The sequence below is a fragment of the Achromobacter sp. PD1 genome, from assembly GCF_048541815.1.
In the GTDB taxonomy this organism is placed as follows: Bacteria; Pseudomonadota; Gammaproteobacteria; order Burkholderiales; family Burkholderiaceae_B; genus Achromobacter; species Achromobacter bronchisepticus_A.
Genome location: NZ_CP183349.1, coordinates 3,010,140 through 3,036,313, shown reverse-complemented (window position 1 = coordinate 3,036,313; position 26,174 = coordinate 3,010,140). Strand labels below are relative to the sequence as shown.

The window sequence follows — 26,174 nt, the reverse complement described above, 5'->3', positions numbered from 1 at the left end:
TTCACTCCAGGTTCTTGCGCGTGGCGCGCTTGGCGATCATGAAGAACACAGCCCCGATCGCCGCCATGGCTGCCAGATTGGGCAGGAATACGGCCCAGATGTCGCCGGCGAGAAACACGGTTTTGAGCGAGTCGACGAAGTAGCGCGCCGGAACCGCTCGGGTGATGGCGCGGATCGGCGCCGGCATGGCATCGATCTCGTACAAAAAGCCCGACAGCATGAAAGCCGGCAGAAAGCCCGTGAACAGCGCAATCTGCGCCGCCAGGAACTGGTTACGCGCCAGCGACGAGATCAGCAGACCCTGGCCCAGCGCCGGCACCATGAACACGGCGGACAAAAGCAGCAGCGCCGCCAGCGAGCCACGCATCGGGACGCCGAACACGAACACGGCCAGTGCGGCCGCGCCCAGTGTGGACAGCATGCCGAGCACGAAGTACGGCAGCAGCTTGCCGATCAATATCTCCGCCACCGAGGCCGGCGTGGAGAGCACCGCCTCCATGGTGCCGCGCTCCCATTCGCGCGCCACCACCAGCGCGGTCAACATGGTGCCGATGATGGTCATGACGATGGCAATCGCGCCCGGAATCAGCGCGCGCCGGCTTTCCAGCTCGGGGTTGAACCAGTAGCGCGGCTCCAGCACGACGGACTGCGCGGGTGCTGCGACATCCAGCCCGGCGCGCCACGTTTGCACCACGCCGCGGGCGTAGTTTTCGACATAGTTGGCGGTGTTTGGGTAGGAGCCATCGGTGACGATCTGCACCAGCGGCTCGCTGCCGCGCTGGGCCAAGCGTTGTTCGAAATCCTGCGGGATGACGACGTAGCCGCGCAGTGCACCGGAGACGAGCTGTTCGGCCACTTCGCGGCGGTCATGGGCGAAGTGCGTATTCAGGAAGCGGGTACCCGAAAAGGCGGCGGCCAGCGACTGAGCCGACGCACCGGGCGACTCCAGTACGACACCGACACGAACCTCCTTGGCGTCCAGCGACACCGCATAAGCGAACAGCAGCAGCAACACCACCGGCAGCACGAAGGCGATCAACAACGTCGATGGGTCACGCAACGCCTGGTAACTTTCTTTGGTGACCAAGGCCACCAGGCGCCGCAGGTCAAAACGGCGCAAGTCGCCCTGCATCGGGCCAGCGCCGTCCTTGTGTTTCTCAACGACGTTCATGCGGCAACCTCCATCTCACGGTCGGCAGACTCCACCAGGTGAATGAAGGCGTCCTCCATGGTCGGGTCGGGATGTTCGGCATTCGCGGCGGCACGCTTGAGCGCATCGGGCGTGTCGAGCGCGATCAGGCGCGCGCGAGAGAGCATGGCGACGCGGTCGCAGTATTCGGCCTCGTCCATGAAGTGGGTGGTGACCATGATGGTCACGCCCTTGCGCGCCAGGCCGTTGATGTGGGTCCAGAATTCGCGCCGGGTGATCGGATCCACGCCCGAAGTAGGCTCATCCAGGAACAACACGGGAGGCCGATGCATGAGCGAGCAGGCCAGCGCCAGGCGCTGTTTGTGCCCCAGCGGCAGGGAATCTGGCGTGGCGGACAACCAGTCGCCCAGATCGAAGGTTTCGATCATTTCCCCGATGCGCTCGCGCCGGGTGTTGCCCTCCAACCCGTAGACGCCGGCCGAGAACTCCAGGTTCTGCTGCACCGACAGCAGGCCGTAGAGCGAGAATTTCTGCGCCATGTAGCCGAGCCGGCTCTTGGCCGCGCCGGTGGCGCGGCGCAGATCGTGCCCCACCACGTGCGCCTCGCCCGCAGTGGGTTTCAACAGGCCGCACAGCATCTTGAAGGTGGTGGACTTGCCGGCGCCATTGGGGCCGAGCAGACCGAAGATTTCGCCTTTGCGCACCTCGAAGCTGACCTGGTCGGTGGCGGTGAACTCGCCGAAGCGCTTGGTGAGATTGCGGCAGGAGACGGCAATGTCCGAGCCCAGTTCGACCGGTGACAGGCGTTCGGCCAGTGTCGAAGTGCCGCCGGGGCCGCCACCGAGGAGATCGATGAAGGCGTCTTCGAAGCGCGCGGGCACCCGGGCCAGCTGCACTTGGGCACGATCAGCCAGCGACTGGATTTGGCTTGCCTGCGCACCCTCGCGCAGTACCACGCGCACGCCGGCGCCCTGGATCACGCCATCGCTCACGCTCTCCAGATCGAGTGCCTCGGTCAGAACCGCCCGGCGCTCGGCGCCGACGTTTTCCAGGCGGAAGCTGCGGCCTTCGAGCTGCGCGGTCAGTGCTTGCGGCGGGCCATCGAACAAGAGCTGCCCCTGGTTCAGCAACAGCACGCTCTCGCAGCGCTCGGCCTCGTCCAGATAGGCGGTAGACCAGACCACGGCCATGCCCTCATCGGTCAGTGCCTGCACCATGCGCCACAAATCCTGGCGGCTGACCGGGTCAACGCCCACGCCGGGCTCGTCCAGCAGCAGCACCTTGGGCCGCGCCATGAGCGCACAGGCCAGGCCAAGCTTCTGCTTCATGCCGCCGGAGAGCTTGCCGGCCAAGCGCTTCGTAAAAGGTCCCAGCCGCGTGAAGTCCAGCAACTCGGCAAATAGATCGGCATTGCGATCCGCATCCATGCCGCGCAGCTGCGCATACAGGCGCATGTTCTCCATCACCGACAGGTCTTCGTACAGGCCGAAGCGCTGTGGCATGTAGCCGCTGGCCACGTGAATGGCGTCGTTGTCCTTGACCACGTCATAGCCGGCCAGGGTGACGCGGCCGGCATTGGGCACCAGCAGGCCGGTCAGAATCCGCATCAGCGTCGTCTTACCGGCTCCGTCCGGGCCGACCAGACCCGTCAGCCGCCCATAGTGGATATGCGCGCTCAAACTCCGCAGGGCTTGCACCTTGCCGAAATGCTTGTCCACGCCTTCGATGACGACGGCAGCGGCATCGGCGCTCGCGCTTGTCGGCGTGGCAGTCATGGCTGCGTTTGCCTGCATCTCAACGCTCCCCCACGCGCGTGCTGGAGGCTGGTTTGGCATCGACCTCTATCGTCACCGGCATGCCTTGACGCAAGGCGGCGTCGCTGTCGGCTTCGTCAATGACGATGCGCAGGCGATACACCAGATCCGTGCGCAAGTCCGTTGTCTCCACCGTCTTGGGCGTGAATTCGGCGCGCGGCGAGATGAAACCGATCTGGCCGCGATAGACCTTTTCCCCGGAATCGCTCTTGACGTGCACCGCGGTGCCGGGTGCGATGCGGCCCAGATCCCGCTCGCCCACGTAGGCGCGCACGTACACGGGCTTGTCCAGGCTCAGGCTGTAGACCGCACTCTGGCTGGCCACCATGCTGCCGGGTTCACGCACCCGCGCGATGATGGTTCCATCGCTGGGTGCCATGAGTTCGGTGTCCGCCAGGGACGTGGTGGCTTGCGCTGCGGCTGCCTGCGCGGCTGCAAGGCGAGCCTCTGCTGCGGCGATGTCTTCCTTGCGAAAGCCTTCGGCTGCTTGCGATAGGGCGGCCTTGGCTGATTCGACGCCCGCGACGGCTTGATCCCTTACGGTGCGGGCGGCATCGACCGTGCGCTGACTGCTGGCACCCGATGACAGCAGGCCGCTTTGGCGCTGAAAGTTGCGCTCGGCATCAAGGGCGAGCGCCTGCGCTTTCTTAAGCGCCTCGCGCGCCTGTGTGATTTCCTGCGGCCGCAGGCCGCGGCGCAGCTTGGCCAGTTCCGCTTGCGCCACCTGCACCTGGGCCTGCGCCGCTGCAAGGGCTTCTCGATACGGCTGCGCGTCAAGCGTGGCCAGGCGCGCGTCGGCTGTCACGGAATCGCCCTCGTCGAAAGCCATTTGCGTGACGCGCCCGGGCTGGCGGAAAGCCAGTTGAACCTCGCGGATGTCGACGTTGCCGTAGAGGCGCAATGCATCTTGATTGTCAAGGCCGCGCGTGAACCAAAACGCCAGTGCACCGCCAAGAACGAGCAGGGCAACAACAATGATCACGACCCAACGGGCTTTTTTTGTAGGGAGGTTCGGAGTTGTCATGGATGGGTTTCCACTAAAAAAAGATGCTCACTGCTCGCGCGTGGCCGGTGCATTCGCCGTTGATCGACGCCAAGCAATGGCCGCGATGCCGACCCACACCAGCGTGCGCAGCGTCATGGCAATGACCGTGCGCCGCTCCCAGGCGCCGCCGAGCGCCACATGCACTCCGAAGGCCAGGAATACGAGTGCCGTCGCAACTGCGATGGCCATGGCCAGCCATGTGGCCCAGCGCCGACGCATCCACAACCCGACGCCAGCGATGACGTAGGCGAACCCGGCCAGAAAGTTGAACCAAAGCACGAAGGGCACATAGCTTCCGGCCGCGTCACGCCCTGCACCGTCATAAAACAGGACGGCGCCGCCTTCCCGGATGGTCATCAGGCCAAAACCGATGGCAATCAGGGCGATCACACGCATCCAGATGCCGCGCCCGTTGTGTGCTGTCATGTTCATTGCTCCCGGTTCTTCGGAGGGTTTGCTGGATCGTCGTGCCGTTTGAGGACTGGACGGGTGCTTCATGTGCCGCTTTCGATGCCACGGCGATAGATGGCGAACACGGCGGGCGCATCGCGACGAATCCGACTGACCTTGCCGGCCAGCAGGGACTGCATGACCAGCCCCTGGATCGTGCCGATGAACAGCACGGCGGCGGCATCCACGTCCAGATCCGCATCCAGCTCGCCCTGCGCCTTGCCCGCTTCCATCAGGCGGCGCAGGCGCTGCTCGTACTGGCGGATCAGGGTTTGCACCATGCGCTTGGCGAGCGTCTCGCCAGAGCGCTGCAACTCTCCGAACAGCATGCGTGGCACGCCCGGGTGCTTGGACACGAAGTCGATGTGCGTCATGAACATGGCTTCGAGCGCCGCGCCAGGAGATGCGGCGCCTTCGGCCGCCTTGTCCACGCTGACCAGAAGGCGTTCGCCGACCCAGGACATCGTGGCTTCCACGATGGTTTCCTTGTTGGGGAAGTGACGAAACAACGCGCCCTGCGTCAAGCCCATTCGGTCGGCAATCGCGGTGGTCGTGATCTCGGCCGGGTTTTGTTCGGCTGCCAGATCGACCACGGCTTGCACTGTGGCTGCGCGCCGATCTTCGGCGGACAGGTACTGGGGGCGTTGGCTCACGATTCAGACTCCATGTAGTAAGTGACTTATAACTATCTTAGCACGCAAAATCACCATGACGCAAGATCGGAAACTTTGCGGGTGAGGCAGGACTGCGGACCCTTTCATATGAAGAACGGATCGGTCAACTTGATGCAACTCAAGAAGCTGGATCGCTTACAAGGCAGATCGGAAGATGCGTGATCGTTGGGCCTGGAGCTTCAGCCGCGGCAGTGATTGCGTTTGTGAAGGATGAAAACGTTTGCGCCCCTGCGGAAGGCTTGCAACTTTTCCTGCAAGCGATAAGATAGTAATATGTTACTCGCTAAATGAAAGGCTGGAAATGAGCAACGTCGCAATACATGGCAGGGCCGATCTGACGCAGCCCGAAGTCTGTCGCCCTGACGCCCTGGATACGCTTGCGAACGCCTGGCGGGCGCGCAGCACGGGTGGGTTGTCGCCGGCGGCTGGCCTGCTGGCTTGGTACGACTGGGCGCTGCACCTGAGCCTTTCGCCAGGCAAGCAACGCAGCTTGATGGAAAAGGGCTTGCACAAACAGCAACGCCTTGCGCGCTATGCCTTGCGTGTTGCCAGTGCGCACGACTGTCCGACCTGTATCGAGCCCCTGGAGCAGGATCGGCGCTTCGCCGCCCCGGCTTGGCAGCAGTGGCCCTTCAACGTGATCCACCAAGGCTTTTTGCTGCAGCAGCAGTGGTGGCACAACGCCACCACGGGCGTGCGTGGCGTGTCGCGCCATCACGAGAACATGGTCACGTTCGCCGGGCGGCAGTGGCTGGACATGTGGTCGCCTTCGAATTTCATCTGGACCAACCCCGAGGTGCTGCACGCCATCACGCAAAGCGGTGGCGCAAACCTGTGGCGCGGCGCCATGAACTTTCTGGAAGATGCAAGACGCCTCGCGCTCGACGATGCGCCTGCAGGGGTCGAAGGGTTCGAGGTGGGCAAGGACGTGGCGATCACTCCAGGCAAGGTGGTGTTTCGAAACCACCTGATCGAGTTGATTCAGTACTCACCCACGACGCCGGATGTGCATGCGGAGCCGGTACTGATCGTGCCCTCCTGGATCATGAAGTACTACATCCTCGACCTGTCGCCGCACAACTCGATGGTGAAGTACCTGGTCGATCAGGGGCACACGGTGTTCATCCTTTCATGGAAGAACCCGACGGCGGCCGATCGCGACCTCGGTCTGGAGGATTACCGCTGGCTGGGGGTCATGGACGCGTTGGATGCGGTCACGGCCATCGTGCCCGAGCGCAAAGTGCAAGCAGTGGGCTATTGCCTGGGCGGCACCTTGCTCACGATCGCCGCCGCCGCGATGGCGCGCGATGGCGACGAGCGGCTGCAAAGCCTGACGCTGTTGGCGTCGGAGATCGATTTCCGCGAATCGGGCGAGATCGCGCTCTTCATCGACGACAGTCAACTGGCCTGGCTTGAAGCCGGTATGTGGGACAAGGGCTATCTCGACGGCAGGCAGATGGCCGGCGCGTTCCAGATGCTCAACTCGCGCGACCTGATCTGGTCGCGACGGGTGCGTGAATACCTGTTGGGTGAGCGCCAGACCTTCAATGACCTGATGGCCTGGAATGCCGACGTGACGCGCATGCCGTACCGCATGCACAGCGAGTACCTGCGGCGCTTGTATCTGGACAACGACCTGGCCGAGGGGCGCTACCGCGTCGGCGGGAGACCCGTGGCGCTGGCCGACATCGAGGTGCCCATGTTCATCGTCGGCACGGTGCGCGATCACGTCGCTCCCTGGCCATCCGTGTACAAGATGCATCTGCTCAGTGATGCGGAGCTGACCTTCGTGCTGACCAGCGGCGGGCACAACGCCGGCGTCGTCAGCGAGCCAGGGCACCCCCGGCGCAGCTTCCAGATTGCGACCCGTGCCGCTGGCGATCGCTATATCGATCCGCAATTGTGGCGTGCCGAGACCCCGCTGAACGAAGGCTCCTGGTGGCCGGCATGGCAGCAATGGTTGGCCGGGCGCTCGGCCGGGCGCGTCGCTCCGCCTGCCATGGGCGGGACGCAACCACCGCTTGGCGATGCGCCGGGAACCTATGTGGCCATGCGATGACATGGCAAAACGCGTCCACGAACACATCACTCAACTTTCATCGGGTCGTTGCGCAGGCATGGCCCACACCCGCCCCAGAGGGGCACATCACCACCGTGGAGAATTGAAATGAACAACGAACTGCCCATCCAACTCTACAAGGCCAATGCCGAGTTGCAGCTTCAGATCACTCGCTTGCTGCAAGAAAGCGGCCACCACTGGTTCGAAGCCATGCAACAGCTCAGTGCTGGCGGCGTGCTGGAGACCACCTCGCGCATCCAGAACCTCCAACAGGCGGCGGACTGGCAGGCGCTTGCCACCTTGCCATCCGAGGTGTTCTGGCGATTGTGTCAGGGCCGTATGGGCGATACACAGGCGGTCGGCCAGGCTGCTGCCAAGAGCCAGGCGGCATTCGCTGATGGCCTGCGCGAGGCGCTGACGACCTGGCAGGCATCCGTCTCCGAAGTATTCGGCGCCAGCGGTGGCACAGCCTCTTTCGCGCAGTTTTGTCAGCAATGGACGCAGCCCTGGAGCGCGCCAGGCGCCGCGCCTCAGGGCAAGGCCAAAAAGTAAGGAGGTGCACATGAGCAGTTCCGGACGAACCGCCCTGGTCACTGGCGGCAATCGCGGTCTTGGCGCGGCCATTGCCCGCGCCCTGGACGACGCGGGCCACCGCGTCATCATCACGCACACGCCCGGCAACGATAAGGTCGCTGCCTGGCTCGACGCGCAGGACACCAAAGGCTACCGGTTCGTGGCCTACGGCGTCGATGTCGGCGACTGGGAATCGACCCAGGCTTTGGCGCGTCAGATTCAGGCGGACGGCTACCACGTTGACATCCTGGTGAACAACGCCGGCATCACCCGTGACGCGACCTTGCGCAAGATGGACAAATCCGGCTGGGACGCCGTGCTGCGCACCAACCTGGACTCCATGTTCAACGTCACCAAGCCGTTCATCGACCCGATGGTGGAGCTTGGCTGGGGACGCATCATCAATATCTCGTCGATCAACGGCAGCAAGGGCCAGTTCGGCCAGACCAATTACTCGGCGGCCAAGGCCGGCGTGCACGGCTTCACCAAGGCGCTGGCGCAGGAGGTGGCGCGCAAGGGCGTGACGGTCAACACCGTCTCGCCGGGCTACCTGGCCACCGAGATGGTGATGGCGGTGCGTGAGGATGTGCGCCAGAAGATCATCGATGCGATTCCAGTCGGCCGCCTCGGTCATCCGGACGAGATCGCGGCGCTGGTGGCCTTCATCGCCAGTGAGGCTGCCGCCTTCATGACGGGCAGCAACGTGGCGATGAACGGTGGCCAGCACATGTCATGAGTTGGGAGAACCCGCGGCCCTCGCGGGCGGTTTCCGACGCGGCAGTCACCAACTCCTGGAGGAGTTCCATGTATTCCCGATTTCTGGTGCCGCTGGACGGTAGTTCCACATCCTTCCTGGCCCTCGATCATGCGGCAGAACTGGCACGCCTGAGCGGCGCCACCGTGATCTTGCTGCATGTCGTCGAACCAACCCGGCATAGTACGGGCTTCGAGCGTCCCGAGGTCTACATCAAGGATGTCCGCCCACGCTTCCTCGAAGCCGGCCAGGCGTTGCTGGATGAAGCTGCGAGTCGGCTTCGTCGGAACGGAATTGCCACAGAGACGGTGCTGCTTGAAAGCGGCACCGCACGCGTGTCGGAACAGATCGCACAGCAGGCCGAGGTGAGCGATTGCGACTTGGTCATCCTGGGCACCCATGGGCGTCGCGGCATGAACCGGCTGCTGCTGGGCAGCGATGCAGAGCAAGTGGCGCGCATCGCACCAGTTCCGGTAATGCTGGTGCGCCAGTCGAGCCGAGATGGTGACCAGACACGCTCAGCCGCACGGACGCCAGTCGAGGCCAGCGACAACGCCGGTACGCAACGCCGGCATCCAACTCGCGCAAACAAGCTAAAAAAACCACATGAATGAACAAGCCCCTGAGGGCGTTCGCGCCGATCCTCCAAGTGGTGTCGAGCGTCTTATCGCCCATGTCAAAACCTTGGCCCCGGTTCGCACTGCGGTGGTGCACCCTTGTGACGCGCTCAGCTTGGGCGGTGCCTTGGACGCGCGCGATGCCGGCGTCATCACGCCAGTATTGGTGGCGCCGCTCGGCAAGCTGCGTGCCGTTGCGGCCGACACGGGGTTGGAACTGGGAGACAGCGAGGTCGTCGATGTGCCGCACAGCCACGCTGCAGCGGCCATCGCCGCCCGGCTGGCTGGCAAGGGCGAGGTGCAGGCACTGATGAAAGGCAGCTTGCACAGCGACGAGTACCTGGGTGCCATCCTGGCGCCCGAAGCCTGCCTGCGCACCGAGCGCCGATTGACGCACTGCTACATCATGCAGACGGCCAGCTACCCACGGCCCTTCATCATCACCGACGCCGCCATCAACATCGCTCCAACGCTCGAAATCAAGGCCGACATCGTGCGCAACGCCATCGACTTGGCGCACGCCATCGGCATTGCCGAGCCCAAGGTAGCGATCCTGGCGGCGGTCGAGACCGTCAACCCGCGCATGCTTTCGACCCTGGACGCAGCGGCACTGTGCAAGATGGCCGATCGCGGCCAGATTGCCGGAGGTGTGCTCGACGGGCCGCTGGCCTTTGATAACGCCGTCTCTCCCGATGCCGCGCGCGTCAAGGGCATCAAGTCGAACGTGGCCGGGCAAGCTGACATCTTGGTCGTTCCCGACCTGGAAAGCGGCAACATGCTGACCAAGCAACTGGAATACATGGGCCAAGCCGACAGTGCGGGGATCGTGATGGGCGCGCGTGTGCCGATTGTGCTCACCAGTCGCGCGGACTCGCGCCGCACGCGAATAGCCTCATGCGCCATTGCGCTGATCTTGGCGCATCGTCAGCGTGCTCTTGTTCAGGGCAAAGAGAACCGCGTATGAAATGCAATTTCACGGGTAATGTCGCGCTCGCTTCAGGTGTTGATTCTGCGATGCTGGTACGCAGCTCCCGGTCATGATCCACGTAATCCACGTGATCCTTGCATTTTTCTGGCGATGGTTGATCGTGATCGCTGCCGCGTTTGCGCTCGGTGGTTGCGCGGTTGTCAGTGAATTCAAACCTTCTGTCGCTGTACGCGCGATGACGCCGGATGAATACGTCGCCCTACGACGCGGCGATCTCCTCGGCAAAGGCAAACTCAGCGCCCTGACCGTGCAGACGATTCGCGTTACCGGGCTCGATGAACGGGCCTGCGCAGCGAACGCCTCGCTCACTTGTATCGAGGCGTTGACCATGATGAAGGACTTGGATGGAGAAACCAGGTTGTCGGCACTGGCTGAACTATGGCTGCAGCATGCCATGTCGATCTCGACAACAGTCCCAAACAGTCGCACCGCTTCTACTTCCGCTTGGATCGAGACAGCTCGGCACGCTTACGCGTATCTCTTTTTCACTGGGCGCTCGCCCGGCGAGCGCGCGTTTGAGGAGCGGCAGACGCAGGTGCGCGATTGGTACAACTACGCGGTGCAAAAAACGGTCACGCAATTGTTTGGCCTACAGCACCAAGCACTTCGTGCGCATGCTGGCGGAGCCAAAGCGGTATTCCGCTTGGGTGACTGGGTTTTGCGAGTCGACTTGAACGCCCGGCTGCCCAATGATGCGACCACGCCACGCGAGTTGCTGCCTGCGAACGTTCTGGCATTCCAAGGCCTGCGCGGCATCTATCGCAGGGATGGCTTGGGTGCCGAATTGGTGGCCGTAACGGATGCAGAGCCAATATCACTGAACGACTCAGACGGGTCTCCCGCCGGCAACGAGCGCCCGAGGACATTTCCCGCCTGGAGCGAAATGCCAACGCCCAACGTGACGGTAGTGCTTCGCTTTGATGCACTCACCGTCGATGAGCTGCTTGCCTCGCATGAACTCATCGTCGGTGTGTATGACCCCCTGGTCCAGGACTATTTGCAACTCCACGGCCAACGCGTTCCGCTGGCTGGTAACTTTACGGCTGGCTACGGCTTGTGGTTGGCGCGTTCGGGGTTCAACCAGCAATCCGTGCGAGGGTTGTTTGGGCGTGAGCGTGGCATCGATCACCCGCATCTGTATCTGATGCAGCCGTTCGACCCGCGGCGGCGCATCATCGTGATGATGCATGGATTGGCGAGCAGCCCCGAAGCATGGGTCAACGTTGCCAATGAGCTTCTGGCCGATGAAGAGCTGCGATGCGAATTCCAAGTGTGGGAGGTCTATTACCCCACGAATATGCCTGTACCAGCCAGTCATGCAGCAATCCGCCAAGTTCTGGCGGCCGCTTTGCATCACTTCGACCCTGATGAGGAAACCTTGGCTTCCCACGGGCTGGTGTTGATTGGTCACAGCATGGGAGGAATGCTGGCGCGGCTGATGGTCTCCACGGCTGACCAGCAACTGTGGAAGTGGGCCGCATCGGACCCCAGGATCGATCTGGATCGTCTTGGGAGCACCCGCTCTCAACTTGACCCTCTTTTGCGCTTTCGGCCATTTCCAGGTGTTGATCGCGTGGTATTCGTTGCCACACCGCACCGTGGAACCGTGGTTGCCGGACAAGGACTTGGGCGTTGGGTTGCCGGATTGATCCGCTTGCCATTGACGCTGCTGTCAACCCTCGGCGACGCCTTCCCGGCGCGCGCGGAGACCACGGCACACGCCACGATCTTGCAGAACATCCCCAACAGCATTGACCAACTCGACGAAAACGACCCCTTCGTCAAAGCTACGAGCGAGCTTCCAATCTCGGATCAGGTGGCTTATCACTCGATCGTTGCGAGGCGGCAGGCTAACGGTCCTCTCGCTGAATCGGACGATGGTTTGGTTCCCTATCGAAGCGCGCATCTGGATGGCGCCGAGTCGGAAAAAATCATCGTGTCCGGACACAGCGTGCAGGAAACCGCCGCATCCATCGTCGAAATCCGGCGAATCCTGCGCGAAGATATTTCCAAGCATCGGTTGACAGCCGCTGATTCGTCTTCCGTCCGGGGAGGGAGCTGCCCAGTCCAACGGTGAATTTAGTCATTGATTTTCCGAAGCATAGTAAGTAATATATCACTTACTATGCAGTCTTGGCTGAATCACTTGCATCGCACCTTGGGCATTTTCGGTTTGGAAGGACAGCGTTCTTGGTGTTCTCACATGCGTGGAGCATCCGGCTGCATCCCACGGGACGTGGACGATCTGAAACGCTAGGAAGGGCAGAAGTGGAGTTACGCCACCTTCGATGCTTTACCGCAGTCGCGGAAGAGCTTCATTTTGCTCGGGCTGCTGAACGGTTACACATCGACCAATCGCCGCTATCTCGCACCATCAAGGAGCTGGAGGAAGACCTTGGTGCGCGCCTGTTCGTTCGTACTACCCGCAGCACGCAATTGACCCGTGCGGGTCGATTGCTGTTGGAGCACGTACCGCGCATCTTCGCTGCGCTGGAGCAAGCACGCGATAGCGTCAGGTCTGCCTCCAATGGCTATCACGGGCAATTGCGCATTGCCTTGTCCGATGGCATCACGCCATCCCGCTTGCCGGCGCTACTTGCGCAGTGCCGCGAAGAAGACCCCGAGGTCGAGGTTCGGTTATTTGAAGTTTCGATGGCCCAGCAAATCAAGGGTCTGCACGATGAGCTATACGACGCAGGATTTTCGATGGCCGAAGACGTAGGTGATGGCATCGTGGTCACACCTGCTTGGGAGGATGAGTTGATGGTGGCGGTGCCAGCTCGCCATCCCGTTCTGGCCTTCAAGCAGATTCCGCTGGAGGAGGTTCTGCACTACCCGCTGGTGCTGGGCGACCCGTCGATTTGCGAAGGGCATGCACGTCAGGTCGATCGAATCTTGCGCAAGTACGAACGGGAGCCGCTCATAGTTCAGCACGTTGCCTCTTTTGACCTCATGATGACCTTGGTTTCCGCCGGGCTGGCCTTGGGCTTGGCCGGAGCGGCACACGTTGCGTCCAGCCGTGAGCTTGGTGTAGTGGCTCGGCCGTTGGCGGGTAAACCGCCAATGCTGACGACCTATCTACTGTGTCGGGATACGGAGGCTCCAGAGATGTTGGCCCGATTCATCGACCGGGTAGCCTCCATTGATTCAGCAGAACCTCTGAGCAGTATCGGGAATCCCCGATCCACCCGATGAAAGGATTGGAACCGTGAACAACGTGATGTTGCTGATGCTGGCCGCCACCTTGACTGCATGTGGCCCCTCTCAACCTTCGGAATCCGTGGACACGCTCGTCGCCAATCCCGACCGCATCAAGGAGATTCAGCGCCAATGCAAGGAAGATCGCTCGAAGGTCGGCGACGAACTCTGCTTGCGTGCGGCGGAAGCCGCCAACCGGCGTTTCTTCGGTGATCGGCCTGAGAAAAAATCCAAGTAACTTCCTTGCCGCCGTTTCACAGCACGAAGTTCTCGCTGATACCTCACCACGCCGTAACGCGCTCGCGTCTGTGGTGTTTCTATTGCTTTCGCTTCCGCGCGAAATCTGGCTCTTTCAGCCTCAATCCCCGCCATAACGGCCTTTGACCGGCACTGACCCGGCACCGATCCTGACGCCTGCGGCACGTTCCTGTGCCGCGATTTCCATAAGGAATCAGCGCAGGAGAAATCGGAGGCCAGGTCATGCAAGGGACGAACGTGCTGTTCGGTCAGATCGCCGTCGTATTCGGCACCGTGATCGCCGGCGTGTGGGGCGCCACACAATGGACAGCAGCGGCCCTTGGCTATCAAGTACGCCTTGGCTCGCCCTGGTTCGACTTCCTTGGCACGTCGATCTACCACCCGTGGAAGCTGTTTGAGTGGTGGTTCTTCTTCGGCGCCTATGCGCCGGAGGTCTTCGACACTGGCGGCACCATTGCGGGCGCCAGCGGTATGGCCGCCGTGGGCGTTGCCATCGCCATGTCGGTCTGGCGTTCGCGCCAAGCGCGCCTCGTCACCACCTACGGCTCTGCGCGCTGGGCTAACGCGCAGGACATTCGCAAGGCGGGCCTCACGCAGCCGGCCGGCGTGTTCCTCGGCCAGCACGACCGCCAGTACCTGCGGCATGAAGGTCCGGAACACGTCCTGACCTTCGCGCCTACGCGCTCGGGCAAGGGCGTGGGCCTGGTGGTGCCCACTTTGTTGAGCTGGCTAGCATCGGCCGTCATCCACGACATCAAGGGCGAGAACTGGAGCATCACCGCAGGCTGGCGCTCGCGCTTCTCGCATTGCCTGCTGTTCAACCCGACCGATGCGCAGTCGGCGGCCTACAACCCGCTGCTGGAGGTGCGGCGCGGCGCGCACGAAGTGCGCGACGTGCAGAACATCGCGGACATCCTGGTCGATCCCGAAGGCGCGCTGGAGAAGCGCAACCATTGGGAAAAAACCTCGCACGCGCTGCTGGTCGGCGCCATCCTGCATGTGCTCTACGCGGGCGAGGACAAGACGCTGCGCGGCGTCGCCAACTTCCTCTCCGATCCAGCCAGCCCATTCGAGCTGACCTTGCATCGGATGATGACCACGCCGCATCTCGGCGATGGGACGCATCCGGTCGTGGCCTCGGCTGCGCGCGAAGTGCTCAACAAGTCGGAGAACGAGCGTTCCGGCGTGTTGAGCACCGCCATGTCGTTCCTCGGCCTGTACCGCGATCCCACGGTGGCCGAAGTCACATCGCGCTGTGACTGGCGCATCGCCGACCTGATCGCCGCCGAGCATCCGGTGTCGTTGTATCTGGTGGTTCCGCCTTCGGACATTTCGCGGACGAAGCCGCTCATTCGCCTGATCCTCAACCAGATCGGGCGGCGGCTCACGGAATCACTCGATGGCTCCGACGGCATCGAGCGTCGCCACAAGCTGTTGCTGATGCTCGACGAGTTTCCGGCACTCGGGCGGCTCGATTTCTTCGAGACGGCGCTGGCCTTCATGGCCGGCTACGGCATCCGCAGTTTCCTCATCGCGCAGTCGCTCAACCAGATCGACAAGGCGTATGGGCAGAACCATTCGATCCTCGACAACTGCCATGTGCGCGTGACGTTCGCCACGAACGACGAACGTACCGCCAAACGGATTTCCGAGACGCTGGGCACCGCGACCGAACTGCGCGCGCAGCGCAACTACGCCGGCCACCGGCTGGCGCCGTGGCTGGGGCACCTCATGGTGTCGCGCCAGGAAACGGCCCGTCCGCTGCTGACGCCGGGCGAAGTCATGCAACTGCCACCCGATGAAGCGGTGGTGATGGTCTCCAGTGTGGCGCCGATCAAGGCCAAAAAGCTGCGCTATTACGCGGACGCCAATTTCAAGCGGCGCGTGCTGCCCCCGCCCACGCTGGCGGACGGGCTGTACGCAGACACGCCGCCGTCTCGGCCCGACGACTGGAGCGGGCTGGCGATTCCGTCGGTGCCCGCAGCGTCTGCCACGGCATCTGCCGATGGCCTGGAGAACTTGGGTTCGGCCGACGACGGCGGCCCACGCCGTCAGCCCGAGCTAACTGAGGCCGTCGCCTACGACCCCGGGCTGGCCGCGCCCGTGGCCGACCTTGGGCTGCTCGATGACGACGACGACCTTCCGCTTCCACTTCCTCGCCAGCTCGATCCGGCCATGCAGCGCACGGCCCGGCTGGCATCGCTGAACCCCAACGACGGAATCGACCTATGAGCCAATACCGCCTCAATCTGTTCATCCAGAACGAGCACGCCAAGCGCCTGGACGAGCTGGCCGCCAAGAAAGGCGTGTCCAAGTCGTCCATCGTCGCGGCGGCGCTCGCATCGTGGCTGTCGCCCGGTGCGGCCGACCAGCGCGAAGCGGCGATTGCCAAGCGGCTGGATCGTCTGTCGCGCCAGGCCGAGCGCATGGAGCGCGACCAGAACATCGCCATCGAGACGCTGGCTCTGTTCATCCGCTACTACCTGACCGTGAGCACGCCGGTTCCCGAGGCGCACCAAGACGCGGCACGCGCGCAGGGCAAAGCGCGCTTCGAGCAGTTCACCGAGCAGCTTGGCCGCCACCTGCTGCGGGGCCGCAGCCTGGTGCGCGACGTGGTGGAGGAACTGCATCCCGACCCGATGCGAATGGAGGACGCGGCGGCGGCCACGCAAGCGCAGGAGCGCGCGTCATGAGCGCGGTGCCGAAAATCCCGCCCGAACCACGTTCGTCCGCTGCGACTTCGATGGATCGCCGTATCCAGATGCTGCGCACGGCGATGGGGCCGCTGATCGCCGCCGCGCTCGAAGACCCGGACGTGGTTGAAGTCATGCTGAATCCCGACCGGACGCTATGGGTGGATCGGCTTTCATCAGGCCGTGCGCCGATGGGCGTGGAGATGTCCGAAGCGGACGGTGAACGCATCATCCGGCTGGTGGCAGCCCACGTCGGCGCGGAAGTGCATCGCGGCCAGCCGCTGCTGTCGGCCGAGCTGCCCGAAACCGGCGAGCGCTTCGAGGGCATCTTGCCGCCCGCCGCGCCGGGGCCTGCCTTCGCGTTGCGCAAGCGCGCCATCGGCGTGATCCCGCTGGAGCGGTACGTCATCGACGGGATGATGACCAGCGCCCAGGCGGGCTTTCTCGTTCGCGCCGTGCGCGAGCGCCAGAACATCCTGATCGCCGGGGCCACCAGCAGCGGCAAGACCACGCTCGCCAATGCGCTGCTGGCCGAGATCGCCGCCACGGGCGACCGCGTGCTGGTGCTCGAAGACACGGTGGAGCTGCAATGCGCGGCGCGCGACCACGTTCCGCTGCGCACCCGCGCAGGCGTGGTGTCGATGACCGAGCTGGTGCGTTCCTCGATGCGCCTGCGCCCGGATCGCGTCGTCGTTGGCGAAGTGCGCGGCGCCGAGGCGTTGGATCTCATCAAGGTGTGGGGCACAGGTCATCCCGGCGGCATCGCCACGATCCATGCCGGCTCCGCGCTGGGTGCGCTGCTGCGCCTGGAGCAACTGATTCTCGAAGTGGCGGTGAATCCGCCCCGTGCGCTGATCGCCGAGGCGGTCAATGTGGTGATCCACATCGCTGGCCGTGGCCGCAATCGCCACGTCGAAAGCATTGCCCGCGTCGTCGGCTTTGACGGCGTGGGCTACCAACTGGCGGACGCGATGGATATGCCGTTTCCCGAGCTGCCATCGCAGTCCGACTTTTCTTCCCCGTCCCTCAACCACCTTGGAGAACTGCCATGACGCAGATGCACGTTCCTGCTTTCCGTATTTCCGTAAATCCGCTTTCTCATCTGACCGGCCTGGCACGGCTGCGCAGCCTGGCACGCCCTGCGGGGCAAGGGCTGCTGCTGGCCGCGCTGCTGCTGTTCCTGGCCGGAACGGCGCAGGCCGCCGGTTCCTCGATGCCGTGGGAAGGCCCGCTGCAATCCATCCTCGAATCCATCCAGGGTCCGGTGGCGCGCATCGTCGCGGTCATCATCATCATCGCCACGGGCCTGGCGCTGGCCTTCGGCGATACCTCGGGCGGCTTTCGCAAGCTGATCCAGATCGTGTTCGGCCTGTCCATCGCGTTCGCCGCGTCGAGCTTCTTCCTGTCGTTCTTCAGCTTCTCCGGCGGGGCGGTCGTATGAGTGCCCTGGACACCTTCGCGGACGGCTTCGAGGTGCCGCTGCATCGCTCGCTGACCGAGCCGATCCTGCTGGGCGGTGCGCCGCGCACCGTGGCGATTGCCAACGGCACGCTGGCCGCTGCCGTCGGCCTGGGCCTGCAACTGTGGATTCCGGGTGTTGTGCTCTGGATCGTCGGCCATTCGCTGGCGGTGTGGGGTGCGCGCGTTGATCCGCAGTTCATGCAGGTCTTTGCCCGGCACATCAAGTACCGCCCGCTGCTGGACGTGTGAGGGGAGGACGCCGCGATGCTGAACCTCGCCGAATATCGCCAGCGCCCAGCCTTGCTTGCCGACTGGCTGCCCTGGGCCGGGCTGGTCGCACTGGGCGTCGTCTTGAACAAGGATGGCAGTTTCCAGCGCACGGCCCGGTTTCGCGGGCCTGACCTCGACAGCGCGACGCAGGGTGAGTTGATCGCTACGTCGGCACGCTTGAACAACGCGCTGCGCCGCATGGGTTCGGGCTGGGCGCTGTTCATTGAAGCCGAGCGCCGTCCCGCTGCCGACTATCCACACTCGGAGTTTCCCGAGCCGCTGTCCTGGCTGGTGGACGAGGAACGCCGCGCGACCTTCGAGGAATCTGGCAATCACTTTGAGAGCGGCTATCACCTGACGCTGCTTTACCTGCCGCCGGAAGAATCCCGCGCCCGTGCAGCCAAGATGCTCTACGAGAACACGCCGACGAATGGCGTGGACTGGCGCGAGCGGCTGCAAGCGTTCGTCGCGGAAACGGATCGCGTCTTTGACCTGCTCGACGGCGTGATGCCGGAAATTGACTGGCTCGACGACGGGCAGACGCTGACCTACCTGCACGCGACCATCTCAACGCGGCGCTATCGCGTGGGCGTGCCCGAAGTGCCGTTCCACATCGACGCGCTGCTGACCGACTCCGCACTGGTCGGTGGCCTGGCGCCCATGCTGGGCGAGCAACACCTGCGCGTGGTGTCGGTGCGGGGCTTTCCGACCTCAACCTGGCCGGGGATTTTGGACGACCTCAACCGCCTGGGCTTTGCCTATCGCTGGAGTACGCGCTTTCTGTGCCTGGACAAAGCCGAGGCGGAAAGAGAACTCGCCCGCCTGCGCCGCCAGTGGTTCGCCAAGCGCAAGAACGTTATCGCGCTGCTGCGCGAAACCATCTTCCAGCAGGAATCGCCGCTGGTCGATACCGACGCCAGCAACAAGGCCGCCGATGCCGATGCCGCCTTGCAGGAGCTGGGCAGCGATCAAGTCGCCTTTGGCTACCTCACCGCCACGGTAGCGGTGCTCGACGCCGATCCTGCGGTGGCCGACGAGAAGCTGCGCATGGTGGAGCGCGTCATCCAGGGTCGGGGTTTCGTCACCATCCCGGAAACGCTCAACGCCGTGGATGCGTGGCTGTCGTCCATTCCGGGCAACGCCTACGCCAACGTGCGCCAGCCCATCGTTTCAACGCTGAACCTGGCGCACATGATGCCGGTATCGGCGGTATGGGCCGGACCGGAGAAGAACGAACACCTCGACGGCCCCCCGCTGATCGTGACACGCACCGACGGCGCCACGCCGTTCCGGCTTGTGACGCACATCGGCGACGTGGGCCACACGCTGGTCGCGGGGCCGACCGGCATGGGCAAGTCGGTATTGCTCGCCACGCTGGCAATGCAGTTCCGCCGCTATCGCGGTTCGCGCATCGTCGCATTCGACATGGGCCGTTCCATGCGCGCCACCATCCTGGGCCTGGGTGGCGAGCACTACGACCTCGGGACGGATGGCGAAATCGCCTTCCAGCCCTTGGCACGCATCGACCGCGAAGGCTACCGCACCTGGGCGGCAGAATGGATCGAAGGCCGCTTGCTGCATGAGGGCGTGGCGGTCGGCCCCGACGAAAAGGCGGCCATCTGGTCGGCGCTGGGAAGCCTCGCCGGTGCGCCGTTGGAGCAGCGCACGATGACAGGGCTTTCCGTGCTGCTGCAATCGAACGCGCTGCGGCAGGCGCTGTCGCCGTATGTGCTCGGCGGTGCCCACGGCAAGCTGCTGGACGCCGATCATGACCGGCTGGGCATGGCCGACGTGCGGTGCTTCGAGATGGAGGAGCTGATGCACAGCAAGGCCGCCGTCATGGCCGTGCTGCATTACCTCTTTGCGCGTTTCGATGAACGCTTCGACGGGGCGCCCACGCTGCTGATCCTCGATGAAGCGTGGCTGTTCCTCGATGACCCGGTGTTTGCCGCGCGCATCCGCCAGTGGCTCAAGACGTTGCGCAAGAAGAACGTCTCGGTGATCTTCGCCACGCAGAGCCTCGCCGACATCAAGGATTCGAGCATCGCGCCCGCGATCATCGAGAGTTGCGCAAGCCGCATCTTCCTGCCGAACCCGCAGGCCACCGAGCCGCAGATTCGCACGATCTACGAGGGTTTCGGCCTCAGCAGGCGGCAGATCGAGATCGTCGCCACCGCGCAGCCGAAGCGCGACTACTACTACCAATCCCGCCTCGGCAACCGCCTGTTCGACCTCGACCTGGGCGCCGCGACGCTGGCCTTCGCGGGTGCCTCCACGCCGCAAGACCAGCGCGACATCGACGCGGTGCTCGCTGCCGCTTCATCCGCATCCACTCCGTTCGCAGCCGCATGGCTGCGCCACCGCAGCCTTGATTGGGCGGCCGATCTGCTGCGCGATTTCCCCGGCCCTGCGCCGTGTGCCGCCCTCATCCCCAGCCATCCACAGGAGAACCAGCCATGAAAACCTATGTCCCCAAGCTCGCCGCGCTGACCGCCGCCTGCGTGCTCGCCTTCGGCGTCGCGCAGCCTGCGCACGCGCTGTTCGGCGTCGGCGACATCGTGCTCGACCCGACCAATCTGGTGCAGAACACGCTCACGGCGGTTCGCACGCTGGAGCAGATCAACAACCAGATCCGCCAGCTCCAGAACGAAGCGCAGATGCTCATCAATCAGGCACGCAACCTGGCCAGCCTGCCGTCCAGCGTGGTGGGCCAGTTGCGCGCGAACCTGGCAACCACCCAGCGCCTCATCGCACAGGCCAAGGGCCTGGCCTATGACGTGACGAGCATCGACCGCGAGTTCGCACGTCTGTATCCCGAGAAGTACGCCGCTACAGTGAGTGGCAACCAGATGTATCTCGACGCGCAGGAGCGTTGGAAGAACACGCTCAACGGACTGCAAACCACCATGCAGATGCAGGCCCAGGCGTCGCAGAACCTGAGCGATGACGAAAGCGTGCTGGCCGATCTCGTGGGCAAGAGCCAGTCGGCCGAGGGTGCGCTGCAAGCGATGCAGGCCATGAACCAGTTGTTGGCTTTGCAGGCCAAGCAGTCGATCCAGACGCAACGGCTGCAGATCACGCAAGACCGCGCGGCCTCGCTGGAGCTGGCGCGGCAGGCGGCGGCCACGGAGCGCGGGCGCGAGGTGACGCGCCGCTTCCTGGGCGAAGGCACGCCATACACGCCGCAATCCGTGAACTTCTACAACCGCTGACGGAGGCTGCCATGCAACGCACGCCCGTCGTGTTTGCTTTCGCCGTTCATGCGCTTGTGCTGGCCGGCTGTGACCAGCCGCAGCGGCTGTCGGTGGATGCGCTGGCCGCCGATGCGTCCCGGCTGCGTGCGTTGCGCGCGCAGTGCCGCGTGGGCGAGCACGACGGCGCGTTTTGCACGCAGGTGGCGCAGGCCGACCTGCGGCGCTTTCTCTCCGGCCACGCTGGGCCGGGCGAGTACCAGACGCTGGCCGACCTGCCGCCGATCCCGCCCAGCTTCGATGAACCCGCCGATGGCAGTGGGGCAATCGCTCTGCCTGAGCAGGAGGGCTCGCCATGAACGACGTGACGGTCATCGACCGCTTCCTCGATACCTTCTCGCGCTACATCGACTCGGGCTTCGGCCTGCTGCACGGCGAGGTGGCGTTTCTGACCGCCACGCTGATCGTCATCGACATGACGCTTGCCGGGCTGTTCTGGGCGATGGGCCATGCCACCGGCCAAGGCGAGGACGTGATCGCCAAGCTGATACGCAAGGTGCTGTACGTCGGTGCCTTCGCCTACATCATCGGCAACTTCAACTGGCTGGCCGGCATCGTGTTCCGCTCATTCGCGGGCCTCGGCCTGACGGCCAGCGGCTCGACCCTGAGCATGGAGAGCTTCCTGCAACCGGGCCGACTGGCGAAGGTCGGCATCGACGCCGGGGCACCGATCCTGAAGCAGATCGGCGACATGGCGGGCTTTCCCGAGGTGTTCGTGAACATCACGCCCATCGTCGTGATGTTCCTGGCGTGGCTGATCGTCCTCCTGTGCTTCTTCGTGCTGGCGATCCAGCTTTTCATCACGCTGATCGAGTTCAAGCTGACCACGCTCGCGGGCTTCGTGCTGGTGCCGTTCGCACTCTGGAACAAGACCGCATTCCTCGCGGAGAAGGTGCTGGGTAACGTGGTGTCTTCGGGCATCAAGGTGCTGGTGCTGGCGGTGATCGTGGGCATCGGCTCGGGACTGTTCGCCGAGTTTCAGGTACAGCCGGCCGAGCCATCCATCGACCACTCCGTGGTCGTGATGCTGGCCTCGCTGACGCTGCTGGCCTTGGGCATCTTCGGGCCGGGCATTGCAACCGGGCTGGTGTCCGGTGGGCCGCAGCTCGGCGCGGGCGCGATGGCCGGTGCCGCGCTGGGTGCAGCCGGCGCGGCCGTTGCGGTGGGCGCTGCGGCCACGGGTGTCGGCGGCGCAGTCGCTGCCGGTGCGCGTATGGCGCCCGCAGCCGCCAAGCTGGCCGGCAGCGGAGCGCGTGCCGCCGCTTCGACGGCCAGTAGCGCACGGTCGGCGTTCCAGGCTGGCTCTGCATCCGCCGGCGGAGGCCTCAAGGGCGCTGCCGCCGGCGTGGGCAATGTCGCCAAGACCGGCGCGCAGGCGGCCGGGCAGAAGGTGGCCGATGGGGCGCGCTCGATGAAGGAGCGTGTCGCCGCCGCCTTCCGGCCGGGCGACGCCGGATCGGCGTCGGGAGCCAGTGCCGCACAGACTGCGAACGAGCCAACCCCATCCACCGCGCAACCCGCCTGGGCCAAGCGCCTGCATCGCAGGCAGCAGCTCACCCATGCAGCGACGACCGCCGCCCACACGCTGCGCGGTGGCGACGGCGGCAGCTCTAGCCAAGGCCCGAGCCTGCGCGATTCCGATTCCTGATCTTCAAGGAGAACCCCATGCGATTCAAACGACCACAGGTGCGCTACGCCGACACGCCGCAACCTGCCACCCCATACCAATCCGCCGCGCAGGTCTGGGACGAGCGCATCGGCTCGGCCCGCGTGCAGGCGAAGAACTGGCGTTTCATGGCCTTCGGCTGTCTCACGCTGGCGGTGCTGATGGCGGGCGGCCTGGTGTGGCGCTCGGCGCAGTCCATCGTCACGCCCTACGTCATCGAGGTGGACAACGCGGGCCAAGTGCGCGCCGTCGGCGAAGCCGCCACGCCGTACCGGCCCAGCGATGCGCAGATTGCCTATCACCTCGGCCGCTTCATCGGCCTGGTGCGCTCGCTGTCCATTGACCCCATCGTGGTGCGACAGAACTGGCTCGATGCCTACGACTACACGACCGACAAAGGCGCCGTGGTGCTCAACGAGTACGCCCGTGTGAACGATCCGTTCGCGCGCATCGGCAAGGAATCGGTGACGGTGCAGATCAGCAGCGTGACTCGCGCCAGCGACACGTCGTTCAACGTGCGCTGGACGGAGACGCGCTTCGTCAACGGCGCATTGGATCGCACCGAACGCTGGAACGCGGTGATTTCCACGGTGCTGCAAGCTCCGCGCACCGAGCAGCGCCTGCGCAAGAACCCCTTGGGTATCTACGTCAACGGCCTGTCGTGGAGCCGCGAACTGGAAGCGAACGAAGGAGCCAAGCCATGAATGCACTTTTCCGTAAATCCGCCTTGCTGGTGATGCTGTTGGCTTCGACCGTACTGTTCTCGGGCTGCGCCACGCAGGGCAAGCCGCCGCCGTCCATCTCGCTTGATGAGCCGGTGCAAGCCCAGCCGCTGCCCGAGGCGCCGAAGCCGGTGGAAGTGGTGGCCGTGCCGCAGGTGCTGCCGATGCCGACGCAGATGAAACCCATCCCGGATGCCAAGCCCGCCGCGGAACCTGCCGATGAAACCGTGCGCGTGTCCCGCGCCAATGCCGAAGCGCGCATTGCGCCCACGCGCGAAGGCTACGTCAACGCGATTCAGGTGTGGCCTTTCACCGATGGTGCGCTGTACCAGGTCTATGCGGCCGTGGGCCGCGTGACCGTGATCGCTCTCCAGCCGAGCGAGGAACTGGTGACGGTGGCCGCCGGCGACACCGTGCGCTGGATCGTCGGGGATACATCGAGCGGCAGCGGTGATGCGCTGCGCGTCAATGTGATGGTCAAGCCCATCCGTTCGGGCCTCAAGACCAATTTAGTCATCACCACGAGTCGGCGTACCTACCTGCTGGAGCTGACATCGACCGAGAAGACGTGGATGGCGTCGGCCTCCTGGGAATATCCCAAGGACAAGATGCTGGCTTTGCAGCGCCAGGCACAGGCGGCCAGCGCCGCCGCACCGGTCGATGCCGGGCTATCGCTGGAGAAGATCCGCTTCCGCTATGCGGTCAGTGGCAGCAACCCGCCGTGGAAGCCGCTGCGCGCTTTCGACGATGGCGAGAAGGTCTACATCCAGTTTCCGCCGGGCATCGCCCAGGGCGAGCTGCCGCCGCTGTTCGTGATCGGTGCCCAGGGTGACGGGCAGTTGGTGAACTACCGCTTTCGCCCGCCGTACTACATCGTGGATCGCCTGTTCGGCGCGGCCGAGCTGCGCCTGGGCGGTGACAAGGGCGACGTGGTGCGGATCGAGCGCACAGATGGTGTCTCGGGTGGCACGCGGAGGAACTGACCATGAGCCAGGACGATTCCCCTGATCTTGCACCGCAGGCGGGCAAGGTCGCGCCCGAGGCGGTGGTGCTGCGCGCACAACCGCGCCCGGTCACGCGCCTGAATCGGCGCACCTTGGCCATCCTCACGGGCGGCCTGTCGGTCGCCGTGCTCGGGGCCACGATCTGGTCGTTGCAGCCGCACCGGCGCGCAAGCGAGCAGACCGAGCTGTACAACGTGGATCGCGTCTCGAAGTCCGAAGGGCTGGATGGCCTGCCGGCCGACTACTCGAAGCTGCCGCCGAAGGTGCCCGAGTTGGGGCCGCCGCTGCCGGGCGACCTGGGGCCGGCCATCGTGCATTCGCAGCAACCGGTGACGCCCACCTATGCGCCACCGGGCCACGACCCGGCCGACGCGCTGCGCAAGGAGGCCGATGCGGCGGCGGCTTCGTCGGTGTTCTTTCGCTCCGGCAACCAGGGCAAGGCCGCTGCGCCAGCCACGGCGCAAGTCGCTGCGACCGGCCCGACATCGGGCTTGGCGGGATTCGATCCGCTGGCGGCTGGCCCGGCCTCGACGGCGGCCCAGCCCGCCGACCCCACCGCTGTGCAGAACCGGCAAGACCAGAAAGAGGCCTTCCTGAAGGACGGTTCTACGGAAACCCGCAATTCCGGCAATCTGCAAATGCCGTCCTCGCCGTACCAGGTGATGGCCGGAACGGTGATCGCCGGGGCGCTGGTGACGGGCATCAAGTCCGATCTTCCGGGCGACGTGATCGCCACGGTGACGGAGCCGGTCTATGACACGGCCACGGGCAAGTTCCTGCTGATCCCGCAGGGATCGCGCATCCTTGGGCGCTACAACAGCCAGGTCAGTTATGGGCAGAGCCGCGTGCAGGTGGTGTGGAACCGGGTCATCCTGCCGGACACGTCTTCGCTGAAGCTCGACAACCTGGCTGGCACCGATCCGGCCGGCTATTCCGGCCTGGAGGATGGCGTCGATTGGCATTGGGGGCGCATCTTTGCGGGTGCGGCGCTGACCACGCTGCTGGGCGTGGGTGCCGAGCTGGCCGCGCCGGAGAACCGGCAGGATGGCAACCGCATCGTGATCGCTGGGCGCGACAGCACGCAGGACAGCATCAATCAAGTCGGCCAGGAGATGACCCGGCGCAACATGAACATCCAGCCGACGCTGACCGAGCGGCCGGGCCTGCCGGTGCGGATCATCGTCAACCGCGATTTGGTGTTGCGGCCTTACCAGCCGATGTTCTTCCAGCGGGGGGCGATGCAATGAGCATGACCAAGAAGCTGCGGCTCGGGCCGCTGCCCAAGACCGAGAGCATCAAGCTGACCTTCGCCTGCCCGGCCAGCCTGAAGGCCGACCTTGACCGCTACGCTGCGCTGCACGCGCAGGCGTATGGTGAGACGGTCGATGCCATGACGCTGATCCCGCACATGCTGGAGGCGTTCATGGCGGCGGATCGGGGATTCAAGCGGGGCAGGGGAGACGACAAGTAACCGTCTTTCCGCGCCGCTGCGCCGAATGGATGAGATTTTGGATATGTTGCCATCAT

General features: G+C 64.4%; 26 protein-coding genes. 21 read left to right on the top strand and 5 right to left on the bottom strand.

The features are described from left to right. Position 1: 1 nt before the first annotated feature. From ACM1PE_RS14275 to ACM1PE_RS14255, 5 genes are all read right to left on the bottom strand, one after another. The gene (locus ACM1PE_RS14275; protein WP_054666188.1) at positions 2 to 1,171 is read right to left on the bottom strand and encodes an ABC transporter permease; all 1,170 of its coding nucleotides are present in this window, start codon (positions 1,169 to 1,171) and stop codon (positions 2 to 4) included. After that, entirely contained in the window at positions 1,168 to 2,943 is a 1,776-nt protein-coding gene (locus tag ACM1PE_RS14270) for an ATP-binding cassette domain-containing protein (protein WP_054666185.1), read from the bottom strand. Before ACM1PE_RS14270 ends, ACM1PE_RS14275 begins: the two co-directional genes overlap by 4 nt. A gap of 1 nt (position 2,944) precedes the next feature. Next, positions 2,945 to 3,988, bottom strand: coding sequence for a secretion protein HlyD (hlyD, locus tag ACM1PE_RS14265; protein ID WP_054666184.1), 1,044 nt, complete (start codon positions 3,986 to 3,988; stop codon positions 2,945 to 2,947). 27 nt (positions 3,989 to 4,015) lie between these two features. Continuing rightward, on the bottom strand, positions 4,016 to 4,435 hold the full coding sequence (locus tag ACM1PE_RS14260) for a hypothetical protein (protein WP_054668692.1): 420 nt from the start codon (positions 4,433 to 4,435) through the stop codon (positions 4,016 to 4,018). Between the two features lie 68 nt (positions 4,436 to 4,503). Continuing rightward, complete coding sequence (locus tag ACM1PE_RS14255) at positions 4,504 to 5,112, bottom strand: TetR/AcrR family transcriptional regulator (protein ID WP_419343654.1); 609 nt, start codon at positions 5,110 to 5,112, stop codon at positions 4,504 to 4,506. A gap of 322 nt (positions 5,113 to 5,434) precedes the next feature. Between ACM1PE_RS14255 and ACM1PE_RS14250 the strand changes: the two genes are divergently transcribed. The 21 genes from ACM1PE_RS14250 to ACM1PE_RS14150 all read left to right on the top strand — a co-directional run bounded on the left by ACM1PE_RS14250 (position 5,435) and on the right by ACM1PE_RS14150 (position 26,118). Continuing rightward, the gene (locus tag ACM1PE_RS14250; RefSeq protein ID WP_054666180.1) at positions 5,435 to 7,192 is read left to right on the top strand and encodes a PHA/PHB synthase family protein; all 1,758 of its coding nucleotides are present in this window, start codon (positions 5,435 to 5,437) and stop codon (positions 7,190 to 7,192) included. Positions 7,193 to 7,300: 108 nt separating this feature from the next. Continuing rightward, complete coding sequence (locus ACM1PE_RS14245) at positions 7,301 to 7,744, top strand: phasin family protein (protein ID WP_054666179.1); 444 nt, start codon at positions 7,301 to 7,303, stop codon at positions 7,742 to 7,744. Positions 7,745 to 7,754: 10 nt separating this feature from the next. Next, positions 7,755 to 8,501 carry an acetoacetyl-CoA reductase gene (phbB, locus tag ACM1PE_RS14240; protein WP_054666176.1) on the top strand — a complete coding sequence of 249 codons (747 nt, stop codon included), beginning with the start codon at positions 7,755 to 7,757 and terminating at the stop codon, positions 8,499 to 8,501. Positions 8,502 to 8,569: 68 nt separating this feature from the next. Beyond that, the gene (locus ACM1PE_RS14235) at positions 8,570 to 9,133 is read left to right on the top strand and encodes a universal stress protein (protein WP_082394023.1); all 564 of its coding nucleotides are present in this window, start codon (positions 8,570 to 8,572) and stop codon (positions 9,131 to 9,133) included. Then, complete coding sequence (locus tag ACM1PE_RS14230) at positions 9,126 to 10,100, top strand: bifunctional enoyl-CoA hydratase/phosphate acetyltransferase (RefSeq protein WP_082394021.1); 975 nt, start codon at positions 9,126 to 9,128, stop codon at positions 10,098 to 10,100. The genes ACM1PE_RS14235 and ACM1PE_RS14230 overlap by 8 nt, the downstream gene beginning before the upstream one ends. 73 nt (positions 10,101 to 10,173) lie before the next feature. Beyond that, positions 10,174 to 12,201 carry an esterase/lipase family protein gene (locus ACM1PE_RS14225; RefSeq protein WP_123676507.1) on the top strand — a complete coding sequence of 676 codons (2,028 nt, stop codon included), beginning with the start codon at positions 10,174 to 10,176 and terminating at the stop codon, positions 12,199 to 12,201. Between the two features lie 191 nt (positions 12,202 to 12,392). Then, entirely contained in the window at positions 12,393 to 13,319 is a 927-nt protein-coding gene (locus ACM1PE_RS14220; RefSeq protein ID WP_054666170.1) for a LysR substrate-binding domain-containing protein, read from the top strand. A 13-nt stretch (positions 13,320 to 13,332) separates the two neighbouring features. Further along, positions 13,333 to 13,560, top strand: coding sequence for an EexN family lipoprotein (locus ACM1PE_RS14215; protein WP_054666167.1), 228 nt, complete (start codon positions 13,333 to 13,335; stop codon positions 13,558 to 13,560). A gap of 242 nt (positions 13,561 to 13,802) precedes the next feature. Continuing rightward, complete coding sequence (locus tag ACM1PE_RS14210) at positions 13,803 to 15,812, top strand: conjugal transfer protein TraG (RefSeq protein ID WP_054666165.1); 2,010 nt, start codon at positions 13,803 to 13,805, stop codon at positions 15,810 to 15,812. Then, the gene (locus ACM1PE_RS14205; protein WP_054666163.1) at positions 15,809 to 16,273 is read left to right on the top strand and encodes a ribbon-helix-helix protein, CopG family; all 465 of its coding nucleotides are present in this window, start codon (positions 15,809 to 15,811) and stop codon (positions 16,271 to 16,273) included. Before ACM1PE_RS14210 ends, ACM1PE_RS14205 begins: the two co-directional genes overlap by 4 nt. After that, entirely contained in the window at positions 16,270 to 17,325 is a 1,056-nt protein-coding gene (gene trbB / locus ACM1PE_RS14200) for a P-type conjugative transfer ATPase TrbB (protein ID WP_054666162.1), read from the top strand. Before ACM1PE_RS14205 ends, trbB begins: the two co-directional genes overlap by 4 nt. Beyond that, positions 17,322 to 17,714 (top strand): TrbC/VirB2 family protein, encoded by a 393-nt coding sequence (locus ACM1PE_RS14195; RefSeq protein ID WP_054666159.1) that lies wholly within the window; start codon positions 17,322 to 17,324, stop codon positions 17,712 to 17,714. Before trbB ends, ACM1PE_RS14195 begins: the two co-directional genes overlap by 4 nt. Then, a complete protein-coding gene (locus ACM1PE_RS14190; RefSeq protein ID WP_054666156.1) occupies positions 17,711 to 17,983 on the top strand; it encodes a VirB3 family type IV secretion system protein in 273 nt (90 codons plus the stop codon). The genes ACM1PE_RS14195 and ACM1PE_RS14190 overlap by 4 nt, the downstream gene beginning before the upstream one ends. Positions 17,984 to 17,998: 15 nt before the next feature. Next, positions 17,999 to 20,464, top strand: coding sequence for a conjugal transfer protein TrbE (gene trbE / locus ACM1PE_RS14185; RefSeq protein WP_054666146.1), 2,466 nt, complete (start codon positions 17,999 to 18,001; stop codon positions 20,462 to 20,464). Then, a complete protein-coding gene (gene trbJ / locus ACM1PE_RS14180; RefSeq protein WP_054666143.1) occupies positions 20,461 to 21,216 on the top strand; it encodes a P-type conjugative transfer protein TrbJ in 756 nt (251 codons plus the stop codon). The genes trbE and trbJ overlap by 4 nt, the downstream gene beginning before the upstream one ends. Positions 21,217 to 21,227: 11 nt before the next feature. Further along, positions 21,228 to 21,554, top strand: a complete 327-nt coding sequence (locus tag ACM1PE_RS14175) for a hypothetical protein (RefSeq protein ID WP_054666141.1) — start codon at positions 21,228 to 21,230, stop codon at positions 21,552 to 21,554. Continuing rightward, positions 21,551 to 22,903 (top strand): P-type conjugative transfer protein TrbL, encoded by a 1,353-nt coding sequence (gene trbL, locus ACM1PE_RS14170; protein ID WP_054666138.1) that lies wholly within the window; start codon positions 21,551 to 21,553, stop codon positions 22,901 to 22,903. Before ACM1PE_RS14175 ends, trbL begins: the two co-directional genes overlap by 4 nt. A 17-nt stretch (positions 22,904 to 22,920) precedes the next feature. Beyond that, on the top strand, positions 22,921 to 23,625 hold the full coding sequence (trbF, locus tag ACM1PE_RS14165) for a conjugal transfer protein TrbF (protein WP_054666135.1): 705 nt from the start codon (positions 22,921 to 22,923) through the stop codon (positions 23,623 to 23,625). After that, positions 23,622 to 24,626 carry a P-type conjugative transfer protein TrbG gene (gene trbG / locus ACM1PE_RS14160; protein WP_054666133.1) on the top strand — a complete coding sequence of 335 codons (1,005 nt, stop codon included), beginning with the start codon at positions 23,622 to 23,624 and terminating at the stop codon, positions 24,624 to 24,626. Before trbF ends, trbG begins: the two co-directional genes overlap by 4 nt. A gap of 2 nt (positions 24,627 to 24,628) precedes the next feature. Then, the gene (locus tag ACM1PE_RS14155; RefSeq protein WP_054666130.1) at positions 24,629 to 25,894 is read left to right on the top strand and encodes a TrbI/VirB10 family protein; all 1,266 of its coding nucleotides are present in this window, start codon (positions 24,629 to 24,631) and stop codon (positions 25,892 to 25,894) included. After that, complete coding sequence (locus tag ACM1PE_RS14150; RefSeq protein WP_054666128.1) at positions 25,891 to 26,118, top strand: DUF2274 domain-containing protein; 228 nt, start codon at positions 25,891 to 25,893, stop codon at positions 26,116 to 26,118. The genes ACM1PE_RS14155 and ACM1PE_RS14150 overlap by 4 nt, the downstream gene beginning before the upstream one ends. The last annotated feature ends 56 nt before the right edge of the window (positions 26,119 to 26,174 follow it).